Raw genomic sequence first — 14,029 nt, forward strand, 5'->3', positions numbered from 1 at the left:
ATTAGAGTGGCTGTCTAGCTTTATAATTTCGCATTCAAGATATATAGGCTTTGCGAAAGCACCTACAGGAAAAGTGTTTTAATAACAATATATTAAAGAGGCATTTTAACTTCTTTGAATAGAATTTTGATATGGCTTTTCGGGCAGTATAGAGCACATATAATATAGCTATGTTTAATTCTCGATAATTACAGCTGTGCCCGAAGCAACGATAAATAACATACCTGATTTACCACCGCCTGATATCTCACTGTAGTCTAGATCTATACCTATTACGGCATTAGCACCTAGAGAATAGGCTTCTTTTCTAAGTTCATTTAGTGCTGTTTTACGGGCATCTCTAAGCGTGTTTTGTATGCTGTTACTGCGACCTCCAAAAGTATCACTAAAACTTGCAAAAATATCTTTAAAAATGTTCATGCCATAAGCGCATTCGGCACTAATAACATCAATACGTTTTGTAATATTTAAGTTTGGCGCTGTTTCGGTTGTCAGTAGTACGTCTTTTGCTTCAACTTTGTTTAGTTTACTTGCAATAGCGTGTTCTATTTTCTGTTTATCATAGTCTTGTTTGGCTTTACTGCCATTAACACCATATTTTCTGGTTAGGTGGATATCTTTAGCTTTCTCTATTGTGTTAGCTACAGACTCAGAAATTTGTGTTAAGTATTTACCATAATAGAGCACATCGTAATGGTTTTGGTTTTGCTGGGTTCTGATTCCCGCTAATCCAAATTCTTTGTTCATGAATTTAAGGTAAGGCAAAGATATTTCTATTTCATTGCTGTTTAGGTCAGCTAGGTTTGTATCGTCGAAGCCTTCTATGAAAGCATCGCATTCTTTCATACCATGATTTTTATAAATACCAGATTGACTGTAGAGCGTTGTTAAGTTGCATAAAAATTGGCCTTTATACCAAATGGCTGCAATAGCATTATGCCCGTCTTTCTTTAATGCGTATGCTAAGTCTGATGTATTATATGTGTTACCAGTTATATTATTTATTAGCTCTTTATCTTTTAAGCTCCAGTCAGGCTTAGTATTTGATGGTGTTGATTTATCACTTTTAGAAAAAAACATATCTCTCCTTAGAAACTTTAATAGTAAAAAGTAGCTTGATTGTAGAATTGAACTTCAAGCATATGTTGATAGCTATACAAACATGCTTTAACTCTGCCAACCAAACATTAGCATATAAAAGGGTATAATATGACTTAATAAAGGGGAGTTATGCAAAATTCACATCGAATAGAAAACGATAAACTAATTTTTAAAGCGCTGGTGGAATTGCTCAATCAATCTAGCCGATACAAAAATCCTAGTTGTTATGCTTTAGTAAATCACCTTAATAATAAAGGTATTAAGACAAGCTGGGGGAACAATTGGACTCGGAAAAGCTTATTTAGGTATCTACAAAGAAACGGCTTTCTGGTGTGTGGGGCTTACGCAATAGCTTAGATCAATACACGAAACTAGCTAAGTTTATTTAGGGTATTTTCAGACATCGTAAAACGGGAGTTTCGTAACCAGTACGCACGAACAGCTAAATGAAGTAAGCTTTATTTCCCAGCTATAAAATGAGTAGAGTGGCTACAGATTGGCTACACGAAAGGCTTTTAAAGAAAACAACTTATATATAAATGAGGTTAAGTTGTTGAATTAAATGGTCGGTATGGAGAGATTCGAACTCTCGACCCCTGCCACCCCATGACAGTGCGCTACCAAGCTGCGCTACATACCGACGTTGCAAGCAATAGTACGTATATTTTTTCAAAAATCAATAAGCTTTTGTTTGTTTGAACATTTATTGCACGTACTGAGTGAAATAAATCATTTTATGAGGATGTTTAGTTATTTATCCAGTCATTGATCGATTTATACATCACATCTCGTAGTATAGGTTGAGCAGTTTTGTTAGGGTGTATGTTGTCGTTTTGCATCAGGCTATTATCAGCAGCGACATTCAAGATAAAAAATGGCATTAAATGGCTGTTTGTGGCACCCGCAACCTCAGCAAAACTAGCGGTAAATAATCCGGTATAACGTGGCCCATAGTTAGGCGGGATGTGTACTTCCATAATCGCTACTTTGGCATCAGCTTGCTTGCTCTTGCTTACTAAACTGGCTAGGTTTTCTTTTAGGCGTTTAATTGGAAAGCCACGCAGGCCGTCGTTACCACCAAGCTCTATAAGTACATGGCTCGGTTGAAACTCATTAAGTAGGGCGTCTAAACGACGCAGTGCGCCACCGGTGGTTTCGCCACTGATACTGGCATTGATAAGTTGGATTGGTGCTTGCTCGTTGTCGTACTTATCTTGTAACAGTTTAACCCAGCCTTGCTCTTGTTTTAAGCCGTAGGCGGCGCTTAAACTATCACCTAAAATTAAAATTGTGTTGTCAGCTGCCGCACTAAGTGGTTTGATTACTAATAGTAAAACGAAAATAAAACGTAGGATTGAATACATCATATGTCAGCGCTATCTCAATTAAATATCATTCAGGTTAAAGGTCTTTCTAAAACGGTTAATACCCTTGAAGGGGATTTGCCCATCCTCAGTGACATCACCTTTAATGTCAAGTCTGGAGACTCAGTTGCTGTAGTTGGTACCTCAGGTTCAGGTAAATCAACTTTATTAAGTTTGCTCGCAGGGCTTGATCAATCGACTCAGGGATCAATTTATTTAGATGGTGAGCCACTGCATGAACTTGATGAAGAAGCGCGTGCGGCATTAAGAGCTGCAAAAGTCGGTTTTGTATTTCAATCATTTATGTTGGTACAGAGTTTAACAGCACTTGAGAATGTGATGTTACCGGCAGAGCTCGCTGGTGAAAAAAATGCCAAGCAACAAGCACTCGAGCTTCTGGAAAAAGTAGGTTTAAGTCATCGTATTGAGCATTATCCGTCGCAATTGTCTGGTGGTGAGCAGCAGCGTGTAGCGATTGCTCGCGCATTTATTGGCACACCAAAGATTTTATTCGCCGATGAGCCATCAGCAAATCTTGATAGCAAAAATGGTAAGTTAATTGAGTCACTGCTATTCGAGCTTAATCAGCTTCATGGCACGACGTTGATTTTAGTCACACATGACGAGGTGTTAGCAGCAAAGTGCCAGCATGTGTTACAAATTGAAGCGGGTCAATTAGTTAAAAATACCAATGAGGCTATGGCGAATGTGGGTTAAATTAGCATTAAAATTATTTAGCCGTGAATTTCGCCGTGGTGAACTCACGGTGATTTGTGCGGCCATAGCGTTGGCAGTATTAACAGTACTAACGCTTTCTATGGTGACTGATCGCATAGGGCAAAGCATCGCACAAAAAAGCAGTGCCTTTATTGCCGCTGATCGCGTGCTGGCAAGCAACCATGAATTACCGGGTGAATATTTAACAACAGCAAGCGAATACAACTTACAAACCGCACAGCTAACTTACTTTGATACTATGCTGTTTGCTAATGACGAAATGCAATTAAGCTCAGTAAAAGCGGTGTCGGAGCATTACCCACTTAAGGGCGAACTAAAAGTTAAAAGCAGCTTAACCGGAGAGGTTGAAGTGGCCACGCAAGGGCCAACTGTTGGTAATGTGTGGTTTAGTGAATCGGTATTTTATGCACTAAATGTAAAAGTAGGTGATACGGTTGAGCTTGGCGCTGCGCAATTTAATATTGAAAAAGTATTGGTGGAAGAGCCTGATGCGCCATTTAATATTTTTTCAAGTAGTCGTCGTGTGTTGTTAAATAACCAAGATGTAGACAAAACTGAAGTGATCCAGCCGGGCAGCCGTGTTTTTTACCGCCAGTTGTATGCAGGGTATGAGAGTAACCTTACTGACTTTTATAGCTGGCTAAAACCACAAATGAAAGAAAATCAGCAATGGTATGGTGTTAAAGACAGACAGTCGCCGATTGCAAATAGCTTAAACCGCGCTGAAAGCTTTTTATTATTAGCGGGATTATTGGGCATTATTTTAGCGGCGGTGGCGATTGCCGTGTCTGCAAAGCGTTATTGCGAACGCCAATATGACCCAGTTGCGATGATGAAAACCTTAGGTGGTAGCCGATCGACAATTCGCAAAATTTACTTACTGCATTTATCACTGGTGTGTGCTTTGTCGGTCATACTTGGCTTAGCCATTGGCTATGGTTTACAAGAGATAGCTACTGGTTATTTAGCTAAATCAATGAACAATACTCTTCCTGCTGCGGGTATAAAACCGTGGTTTGTGGCGATTAGTACTGGCGTTATCTGTGCCGTGATGTTTTCAATCAAGCCGTTATTAGATTTATTTGATATTCCACCGCTTAGGGTATTACGCCGTAACTTAGGCGATAAGCTATTAGTAAGTAAAGTGCATTTAGCGATGTCGGGCTTAACAGTCTTTTTATTAATGTGGTTGTTTAGTAATAACCTTAAAATTACCGCTATTTTGTTTGTCTCTACTTTAATTTTGATTGCGATACTGTTTTTATTATCGCGGTTAATTTTTGGCAGCGGACGTAAACTAGGATTGCGCCCGGGGAATAGTTGGTCATTAGCGATTGCTTCGTTGCAAAAACGTGCCAATGCTAATGCGGTACAGTTGATCAGCTTTTCGTTGGCAATAAAGCTATTGTTATTTTTAGTGGTGCTGAAAAACGATATGATCGCAGATTGGCAATCGCAACTTCCAAGCGACGCGCCGAATGCTTTTTTAGTCAATATAACCGAAACTGAATTGCCAGACGTAACAAGCTTTTTAGAGCAAAAAAATATTCAAGTATCTGAGTTCTATCCGACTATTCGTGGTCGCGTAAACGCTGTTAACGGTGAATTAGTTGCTCGCGAAGTCTCATTGCAAGATAACGAGAAGAAAGACGAAGAAGCACGCGCAGGTATTGGCCGTGAGCTAAACCTTACATGGTTAGAGCAAGTCCCTGTGCAAAACGAGATCATAGACGGGCAGTGGTTTGGCGACAATGCCACCGCTGAAGCATCGATCGAAGAATCTATGCTAGAACGCTTAGATGTGAAACTGGGTGATACGCTAACATTTTTGATTGGCGCCCAGTCATTTGATGCCAAAATCACCAGTGTTCGTAAAGTTAATTGGGCTACTTTAAAGCCTAATTTCTTTATTATATTAAGTCCTGATGTACTGGCTGATTTTCCTGCGACGTATATTTCATCGGTGCGTATCGAAGCCGATCAAAAACGCGACTTTAGTGAGCTACTACGTGCCTACCCGACAATCAACGCCATCGACGTTGACAGCTTTGTCAAACAAATACGTTCTACTATTTCGCAAGTGTCATTAGCAATTGGATTTGTACTGGCGATAGTGGTGATGTGTGGTGGCTTAGTTTTAATTTCGCAAGTGCAAGCAAGCCTTGGTGAACGGATGCAGGAAATTGTCATATTGCGTACCTTAGGCGCCAAAGGGCGGCTAATAAAAAATGCCACTTTATATGAGTTTTTATTGCTGGGCAGCGCTGCTGGTTTTGTCGCTGCGTTGGTCAGTGATGTGGCTTTATTAATAGTGCAACGTGAGATGTTTGACTTAGCAGGTAAGTTACACCCGCACATTTGGTTAATAGGGCCATTAGTGGGTGGTGTGTTTGTAGCATCACTGGGCTACTTTATGATAGCTAGAACCATGCGTAAAAATACCCAAGGGTTACTACGCTCTTTAGCCTAAAAGGTTAGCAATTAAACAAGCCCGTTTTTACGGGCTTTTTTATGCCAATAATGCACTGGTAATTTATACAGTGCTCTGGCATTATTAGCGTACTTAACTATTTACACTGATTGGGCAAGTATTGGCTATTATTTTAGGGATTGATCCTGGCTCACGATTAACCGGTTATGGGGTGATTGCCCATCAAGGTGCTAAATTTACTTATTTAGGTAGCGGTTGTATAAAACTGGCCGATCACGAGTTTCCTATTCGATTAAAAATGATTTATCAGGGGATCAGTCAACTAATCGAACAATTCTCTCCCGATCATTTTGCCATTGAAAAAGTATTTATGGCGCATAATCCTGATTCAGCTCTTAAATTAGGCCAAGCCAGAGGGGCTGCAATTGTTGGTGCGGCAATGGCTGAGTTACCGGTGTTTGAATACTCGGCGCGGCAAATTAAACAAGCGGTGGTAGGGCACGGTGGTGCCGATAAATCGCAAGTGCAGCATATGGTTAAAAATATTTTAAAATTGCCAGGCACACCGCAAGCGGATGCAGCCGATGCATTAGCCATTGCGATATGCCATGCTCATTCCGATCAAAATTTAATAAAACTAGCGGGCAGTGCCAGTAAAACCGTTAGAGGACGATTAAGGAAATAACATGATAGGTCGCTTAAATGGCATCTTAGTAGAAAAACAACCGCCAGAAATTTTGCTTGAAGTAAGCGGTGTTGGTTACGAAGTTAACATGCCGATGACGTGTTTTTATGATTTACCAAACATTGGCGAAAATGCCATTGTGTATACTCATTTTGTAGTAAGAGAAGACGCCCAGTTATTATTTGGCTTTAATAATAAAATTGAGCGAGCATTATTTAGAGAGCTATTAAAAGCCAATGGCGTTGGGCCAAAGCTCGGATTAGCAATACTTTCAGGGATGTCGGCTAAGCAATTTGTTAGCTGTGTGAATAACGAAGATGCCACCAGTTTAGTGAAACTGCCAGGTGTAGGTAAAAAAACCGCAGAGCGCCTGGTACTTGAAATGAAAGACCGATTAAAAGATTGGGGTAATGACTTATTCACGCCATTTAGTGATAATGCAGTTATAGAGCCCGCATCTGACGCACTTATTGCTAATAATGCGGCAGATGATGCAATCTCTGCGTTAGTGTCATTAGGTTATAAATTGGCGCAAGCACAAAAAACAGTAAAATCAGTGGCCAAGCCTGGTATGTCTACAGAGGTTCTGATCAAAGAATCTCTAAAATCAATGTTGTGAGTAAACCATGATTGAAGCGGATCGTTTAATAGATGCGACTGAACAAAGTAATGAAGATGTAGTCGATCGCGCGATTAGACCAAAACTATTAGCCGATTATACTGGTCAGCCCCATGTTAAACAGCAAATGGAAATATTTATAGAAGCTGCACGTAGTCGGGGTGAAGCGCTTGATCATTTATTAATATTTGGTCCGCCGGGTTTGGGTAAAACCACACTAGCAAACATTGTTGCCAATGAGCTGAATGTCAGTATTAAAACAACCTCGGGCCCAGTGCTTGAAAAAGCCGGTGATTTAGCCGCACTACTGACCAATTTAGAAGAAGGCGATGTACTTTTTATTGATGAAATACATAGGCTAAGCCCGCAAGTTGAAGAAATACTCTATCCTGCAATGGAAGATTATCAACTCGATTTAATGATTGGTGAAGGGCCCGCAGCTCGTTCCATTAAGCTCGATTTACCCGCTTTTACCTTAATTGGTGCTACCACTCGCGCAGGCTCGTTAACCTCACCACTTAGAGACCGTTTTGGTATTGTGCAGCGTTTAGAGTTTTATTCGGTGGCAGATTTATCGACTATAGTGGGGCGCTCTGCTCATTATTTAAATTTAGCCATGTGTGATGAAGGCGCCATTGAAATTGCTAAACGCTCTCGTGGTACGCCACGTATCGCCAATCGATTATTACGCCGGGTACGAGATTACACGCAAGTTAAATCAGACGGTACTGTAAATGCCGAAGTGGCAGAGCTGGCACTTAATATGATTGATGTCGATAAAAGCGGCTTTGATTATATGGACCGTAAATATTTACTCGCGATCATTGAAAAGTTTATGGGGGGGCCGGTAGGGTTAGACAACTTAGCCGCCGCCATCGGTGAAGAAAAAGAAACCATTGAAGATGTGATCGAGCCTTACCTCATCCAGCAAGGATTTATCCAACGTACGCCAAGAGGGCGTATTGTGTCTGATAACGCCTATCATCACTTTGGCTTATTACCCAAACAAGAATAAAGTACATTTATTGTAGCTGTATGCGTGCGTATGGCTGCAAACCCACCTCATACATCTTCTATACTGTTCTTTTAGCCACTATTCAAATGTCTATTTTGCTGTGTTTAAGTTAATCGCGTGATTAGCATATTACTTAAAGTTTAGATTATTTAGTTATTTGGGCTAATGCAATTCACATACTGTTAAGTTTGTAAACGATATTGTATGCGCCATAGCGAGGTAGTGCTGTGCGTGATTTGCAGGCAAAAAAAAGCCCGCATAAAATGCGGGCAAACAACAAGTTGAAGGAAGTAATCTAAGTAACACTGCTTAAATTCATCAAGTTTTATCAAGAAGACTTTAAGCGTAGCAATACGAAAAATCAGAATCATATTGCAAAGAACTGGGCTGAATGAAGTATTCATTGCTGCGCTAGCTCGGTATGGGAGAATAATACGCAATAGTTGGTTTTTGTTCAAACTAGAAAAATTTAATTTTCAGATAAAAAAAACTAATAGCAAGATTTTTATGAGCGCTTTATTTTTGTTCATAAAATTCACGGTCGTATATTAATCTATTGAATTTGTGATGTTTTATTTGTTTGAATGATTTTTTTATAGATTAGTTAAACTGTTGCAATGACTATGCTCATAGTCAATTATGCTTGTTTATTCATTAAGAGTGAATAAAGAGGGTGTTTTACACAGTTTTTGTTTATAAATAAGCACCCCAGCATGTATTTACCTCGGCAGTACAATCTTAAATTGTTGCGTCAAGATTGCCGAACAAGGCTATAAAACTGGAGTCAGCCTGCTCTTCAACGTTTTTTGTTGCTAATTCACAGCAATAGCGTTGTCAGTACTGAGCTGAATAGATACACTAGTTGCAACTTTTGGCCATTTTTTCGGTCATATACCTAGCGTATAATGAAATGTTATTTATACAAGAAATCTTATTAGGAGTTTAATGTGGGTTCAGGGCTTAATTTTTTAGATTTAATTCTAGAAGCAAGTTTTCTTGTGCAATTAGTTATGCTGGCATTATTAGCTATGTCAGTGATGTCATGGGCAATTATTTTTCAGCGTAAAAAAGCAATTTCGGATGCATTATCCAATACTAAGCGATTTGAGCAAAAATTTTGGTCAGGCATTGATTTAAGTAAACTCTACAATGAGATCTCATCGCGTAGCGGTAGCTCAACCGGCGTTGAAGCATTATTTATAGCAGGCTTTAAAGAGTTTGCTCGTCATAAGAAAAACTCTTTTCAAAGTGCTAGCATTGTAATGGAAGGGACGCATCGTTCAATGCGAGTTGCGTTATCTCGCGAAATCGAAAAATTAGAATCAAGTTTATCGTTTTTAGCAACAGTGGGGTCTATCAGTCCTTACATTGGTTTGTTTGGTACTGTATGGGGCATTATGAATGCTTTTATCGCGTTAGGCGAAGTTAAGCAAGCAACCTTACAAATGGTTGCCCCAGGTATAGCTGAAGCGCTTATTGCAACAGCTATGGGTTTATTCGCTGCTATTCCAGCGGTTATTGCATACAACCGTTTTGCTAATAGAGTTGAAAAGCTAGAATCTAACTACATTAACTTTATGGAAGAGTTTGCAAATATTTTACACCGTCAAGCAGCTACCCAAATAGAGGCAAAAGCGAATGTATCAGCGTAAGAAGCGTCGTCCTGTTGCAGAGATAAACGTAGTTCCTTACATTGATGTAATGCTGGTGCTACTGATTATTTTTATGGCCACTGCGCCTTTGATCACTCATGGCGTTAAAGTTGATTTGCCAAAAATGGAAGAATCAGATTTAGTTGATACTAAAGATACGCCCCCGATCATTGCTTCAATTGATGCACAAGGTAAGTACTATGTCAGTATCGGTACTGATCCAGAAGAACCGATGGAAGCATTAGATGTTGCCGCTGTTATCAAGTTGCAACTGATGAAAAACCCAGAAACCCCAGTGATGATCAAAGGCTCAGGTAAAGTATCGTATCAAGAAGTATTATTATTGATGGATTTCTTAAAAAATGCCGGTGTACCTTCAGTTGGATTAATGACTGAATCGTTTGAAGGGAATAAAAGCTAATATGGGTCCTTCAGTATTAAAATCAGTGTTATTGCACCTCGCTATAGTTGGCGTTTTGATTGGAACCGCGAGTTTTCATACTTCACCGCCTACAGTAATGGAAGTTACCTTGAACAAGGCTATGCCTGATGCTGAAAATGCTGTTTCAGCGGTGACTGTTGATCAGAAAATGGTTGAACAAAAAATTGCTGAGTTGAAACGCAAAGAAGATGATAAAAAACGTGCTGAAGATAAACGCATTCGTGATTTAGAACGTCGAGCATCTGATGCACGTAAACAGCGTGAATCTGAAGACCGCCGGATCAAAAAGCTAGAGCAAGAGCGTCGCGCGAAAGAGAAAGAAACCGCACAAGCCCAAGCTCAAGCTAAAAAAGCGCGTGAAATAGAGCAAAAAGAACGTGAAAAAGCGCAGCAGGCTGAAAAGCAAAAAGAACAAGCTGAACTTGCTGCTAAAGCGGCTGCTGAAAAACGTAAAGCAGAAGAAGAGGCTTTAAAGAAAGCTGAAGACGACCGTAAACGCGAAGAGTTAGCCGCTAAAAAACGTGCAGAAGCTGCTGAAGAGGCACGTCAAAAAGCGTTACAAGAGCAAATGCTGCAAGAGCAACTGGCTACAGAGCAAGCTGCACGTAATAAAATACGTCAGCAACAGGTAGGCACTGAGGTTGATAAATATAAAGCATTAATTATGGCACGTATTCAGCAAAATTTATTAATTGATGAAAAGATGAAAAACCAACAATGCCGTGTGAATATTCGCTTAGGTTTTAATGGTCTGGTCACACAAGTTACATCTTTAGGTGGTGATAAGTTAGTATGTGAAGCGGCGCTTAGAGCGGTTCGTATGGCTGATACACTGCCAGTTTCTAAAGATAAAGATGTGTTTGAGCAATTAAAAAATATTAACTTAACAATTAAGCCACAATTTTAAAGGAATGGTATGTTCAACAAGTTGAAAACAGTTTGTTTAATTTTCGTTTTAGGCTTTACCAGTGTTGCAAATGCGGCACTTGAAATAGTCATAACCGAAGGCATTGATGGCGCGCGACCTATTGCGATCGTGCCATTTAAATATAAAGGTATGGGGCCAATTCCACAAAAGCTCAGTGATGTGATTGCTGCGGATTTAATGCGTAGTGGTAAATTTAAACCCATTGACGTTAATGCCATGCCACAGTTACCTAGTAAAGACGCAGACGTAGATTATGGCGCTTGGGTAAATAAAGGCGTTGAAGCGATTTTAGTTGGTGAAGTTGAACAACAAACTGATGGCCGTTACTTAGTACGCTATGAGCTTATTGATGTTATCCGAGGCCAAATCACTGGCGGTGAAACGCAAATGATGAGTAACGGAAAACTCATTAAAAACCAAGATCATATTCAAGAAGCACGCGAAAGTGTGATCAGTGATACCGGTTTTAGACGTTATGCACACCGTATCAGTGATGTTATTTATGAAAAACTCACCGGTGAGCGCGGCGCATTTTTAACTAAAATTGCTTATGTGATTGTACGTGATGATGAACCAAAGCCTTACCAGTTAGTAGTTGCAGATTATGATGGTTTTAATGAGCAGGTTTTATTACGCTCGCAAGAGCCGCTTATGTCACCAGCATGGTCACCAGATGGCACTAAACTAGCGTATGTAACCTTTGAAAATCGTCAAAGCCAAATTTATATCCAAGATTTATACACTGGTAAGCGTGAACTCATAACAAGTCACCAAGGTATTAATGGTGCGCCACAATTCTCACCCGATGGTAAAAAACTACTATTGGTGCTATCAAAAGACAGAAACGGCGCTACTGAAGTGTATATGCTAGACTTAGCAACGCGTAAAGAAACCCGATTGACTAACCACCGTAGTATAGATACTGAACCGTCTTGGCATCCGAATGGTCAAGATATAGTGTTTACTTCTGAAAGGGGTGGTAATGCTCAGATTTATAAGTTAAATTTACAAACAGGTAGGTCACAACGAATGACCTTTGATGGTGATATGAATCTAGCTGGTTCTATTACCCCTGACGGCAAAGAATTAGTGATGGTTAACCGTACCAACGGGCAGTACCATCTTGCTAAGAAAGAGCTGGCTACAGGCGCATTTCAAGTGTTAACACGAACGCGCCTAGATGAGTCACCGAGCGTAGCACCAAATGGTTCGATGATCATCTATAGCACGCTACATAATAATAAGCAGGTACTAGCGCTAGTATCAATGGACGGTCGCTTTAAAGCACGGTTACCTGTGCTAAATGGACAAGTAAAGGCACCCGCGTGGTCGCCTTATTTACAGTAATTTTTGCTGGTTTACTCAATATAGGAATCTACTCAATGCAACTTAATAAAATACTTAAAGGCCTGCTAATTGCTGTGCCAGTTATGACACTAGCAGCTTGTAGCTCATCTTCGGATATCGATGAAGGTGCAGCAAATCAATCAAATCAAGCGACTGTTGAGCAAACAACTGATAATGACACTGTCGAAGTTGCGACATTAACGCCAGAGCAGCAGGCTCAAGAAGAACTTCGTCAGAAGTATGACGAATTGCGTCAAGAACAAGTGATTTACTTTGGTTTTGATACTGCGACTATTCAAGGTCAGTATGGCGAATTACTTCGTGCACATGCTGAGTTTTTAGTTAAAAACCCATCTGTTAAAGTATTAATTGAAGGTCATGCTGATGAGCGTGGCACTCCTGAGTACAATATTGCACTGGGTGAGCACCGTGGCCAAGCAGTTGAAAAATACCTACAAAGTTTAGGTGTTTCTGCAAGCCAAATGTCAGTAGTGAGCTACGGTGAAGAAAAGCCGATGGTTAAATCACGTACTGAATCTGCTTTCGCTAAAAACCGCCGTGCGGTACTAGTTTACTAAATTAGAGACATTATGAAGCCGAAAATTATTTTGGCAGCCATGATATTGAGCGGGAGCACCCATGTTTGGGCTGCTCCCGCTCCTGTTTCAGAAGCTGCGAGTTCACAATCGAGTATAGAAAAACGCCTTGCTGCCCTTGAAAGTATGATGCAGTCGAGAAATTTATTACAAGTTGAGTTACAGCAACAGTTAAATAGGCTGCAAGATGAAGTGAGCCAGGTTCGCGGGATCACTGAAGAGCAGACCTATAAGCTTGAAAAAGTACTGCAACGTCAACGTGAGCTGTATCAAGAAATAGAAAATCGCGTTAGCCAAGCTTACTCGCAACCTAGTGCAGAGCAACACGCAGAGCCTGTTGCATCGCAAGCTATAAGTTCTGATCTGTCTGAGAATGAGGCATACGAGCGTGCAGTGGCATTAATCATGAAGGATAAGCGCTATGATCAGGCAATTCCAGAGTTTCAAACGTTTTTAACAACATATCCAAATTCTGTGTATGCGTCTAACGCTCATTATTGGTTAGGACAATTATTAACAATTAAAAATGATCCAGTAAAGGCATCGGAACATTTTAAAGTTGTTGTAAATGAATTTCCAAATTCAAATAAGCGTCCAGATGCCATGTTAAAGCTTGGTACTTTATTACAAGAGCAAGGTTTAGCCGAACAAGCGTCAAAAACCTTTAATGATTTACTTAACCAATACCCAAGTACAACTGCTGCAAAATTGGCCACTGATCGCCTTTCAAAAATGTAGAATCAGTTTGATTAGACTGCTTTTTGTCATAAGCGGTCTAAAATTGGTCAACTAGACATAAAAACTTAAAAAAAGAGACATTTTCTGTTGCACTCATTTTTTAAATAAGTATTATAAGCGCCCGCAGCAAACGAATGGTTCAACCACTCGAATTGCGACAAAAAGAGCGGGTCATTAGCTCAGTTGGTAGAGCAGTGGACTTTTAATCCATTGGTCGATGGTTCAAGTCCATCATGACCCACCATTCATTATTTAATAATAGAATGGTCTTTATCGGCGGATTTACGTATTAATGTTTTGTTGCATTTTGTTGCAGCAGCAGAGCGGGTCATTAGCTCAGTTGGTAGAGCAGTGGACTTTTAATCCATTGGTC

Annotated in this window: 13 protein-coding genes and 2 tRNA genes; 12 read left to right on the plus strand and 3 right to left on the minus strand. The window is 40.1% G+C overall.

The window, feature by feature from the left end; all coding sequences use genetic code 11:
* Positions 1-174: 174 nt before the first annotated feature.
* The 3 genes from H5187_RS24645 to H5187_RS14495 form a co-directional block, all read right to left on the minus strand.
* Positions 175-1,080, minus strand: coding sequence for a YbjQ family protein (locus H5187_RS24645; protein ID WP_259401729.1), 906 nt, complete (start codon positions 1,078-1,080; stop codon positions 175-177).
* A gap of 584 nt (positions 1,081-1,664) precedes the next feature.
* A tRNA-Pro gene (locus H5187_RS14490) sits at positions 1,665-1,741 on the minus strand.
* A 106-nt stretch (positions 1,742-1,847) separates the two neighbouring features.
* Entirely contained in the window at positions 1,848-2,468 is a 621-nt protein-coding gene (locus H5187_RS14495) for an arylesterase (RefSeq protein ID WP_145233087.1), read from the minus strand.
* On the opposite strand from H5187_RS14495, the gene H5187_RS14500 reads away from it, so the two are divergent.
* From H5187_RS14500 to H5187_RS14555, 12 genes are all read left to right on the plus strand, one after another.
* Positions 2,469-3,182 carry an ABC transporter ATP-binding protein gene (locus H5187_RS14500; RefSeq protein WP_182797979.1) on the plus strand — a complete coding sequence of 238 codons (714 nt, stop codon included), beginning with the start codon at positions 2,469-2,471 and terminating at the stop codon, positions 3,180-3,182.
* The gene (locus H5187_RS14505; RefSeq protein ID WP_182797980.1) at positions 3,172-5,673 is read left to right on the plus strand and encodes an ABC transporter permease; all 2,502 of its coding nucleotides are present in this window, start codon (positions 3,172-3,174) and stop codon (positions 5,671-5,673) included. Before H5187_RS14500 ends, H5187_RS14505 begins: the two co-directional genes overlap by 11 nt.
* Before the next feature lie 121 nt (positions 5,674-5,794).
* A complete protein-coding gene (ruvC, locus tag H5187_RS14510) occupies positions 5,795-6,319 on the plus strand; it encodes a crossover junction endodeoxyribonuclease RuvC (protein WP_145233090.1) in 525 nt (174 codons plus the stop codon).
* Between the two features lies 1 nt (position 6,320).
* Complete coding sequence (gene ruvA, locus H5187_RS14515; protein ID WP_145233091.1) at positions 6,321-6,938, plus strand: Holliday junction branch migration protein RuvA; 618 nt, start codon at positions 6,321-6,323, stop codon at positions 6,936-6,938.
* Positions 6,939-6,945: 7 nt separating this feature from the next.
* Entirely contained in the window at positions 6,946-7,953 is a 1,008-nt protein-coding gene (ruvB, locus tag H5187_RS14520) for a Holliday junction branch migration DNA helicase RuvB (RefSeq protein ID WP_145233092.1), read from the plus strand.
* A gap of 947 nt (positions 7,954-8,900) precedes the next feature.
* Positions 8,901-9,605 carry a protein TolQ gene (gene tolQ, locus H5187_RS14525; RefSeq protein WP_149982328.1) on the plus strand — a complete coding sequence of 235 codons (705 nt, stop codon included), beginning with the start codon at positions 8,901-8,903 and terminating at the stop codon, positions 9,603-9,605.
* Positions 9,592-10,026 carry a protein TolR gene (gene tolR / locus H5187_RS14530; RefSeq protein ID WP_149982327.1) on the plus strand — a complete coding sequence of 145 codons (435 nt, stop codon included), beginning with the start codon at positions 9,592-9,594 and terminating at the stop codon, positions 10,024-10,026. Before tolQ ends, tolR begins: the two co-directional genes overlap by 14 nt.
* Position 10,027: 1 nt before the next feature.
* Positions 10,028-10,954: a cell envelope integrity protein TolA gene (gene tolA, locus H5187_RS14535; RefSeq protein ID WP_149982326.1), complete on the plus strand. Its 927-nt coding sequence runs from the start codon at positions 10,028-10,030 to the stop codon at positions 10,952-10,954.
* 9 nt (positions 10,955-10,963) lie between these two features.
* Positions 10,964-12,322: a Tol-Pal system beta propeller repeat protein TolB gene (gene tolB / locus H5187_RS14540; RefSeq protein WP_182793963.1), complete on the plus strand. Its 1,359-nt coding sequence runs from the start codon at positions 10,964-10,966 to the stop codon at positions 12,320-12,322.
* A gap of 35 nt (positions 12,323-12,357) precedes the next feature.
* The gene (pal, locus tag H5187_RS14545; RefSeq protein WP_149982324.1) at positions 12,358-12,900 is read left to right on the plus strand and encodes a peptidoglycan-associated lipoprotein Pal; all 543 of its coding nucleotides are present in this window, start codon (positions 12,358-12,360) and stop codon (positions 12,898-12,900) included.
* Positions 12,901-12,912: 12 nt separating this feature from the next.
* A complete protein-coding gene (gene ybgF, locus H5187_RS14550) occupies positions 12,913-13,656 on the plus strand; it encodes a tol-pal system protein YbgF (RefSeq protein ID WP_149982323.1) in 744 nt (247 codons plus the stop codon).
* A 168-nt stretch (positions 13,657-13,824) separates the two neighbouring features.
* Positions 13,825-13,900 (plus strand) — tRNA-Lys (locus H5187_RS14555).
* Positions 13,901-14,029: the final 129 nt, after the last annotated feature.

This window comes from Pseudoalteromonas sp. SG44-1 (genome assembly GCF_014164315.1).
GTDB classification, from domain to species: domain Bacteria; phylum Pseudomonadota; class Gammaproteobacteria; order Enterobacterales; family Alteromonadaceae; genus Pseudoalteromonas; species Pseudoalteromonas rhizosphaerae.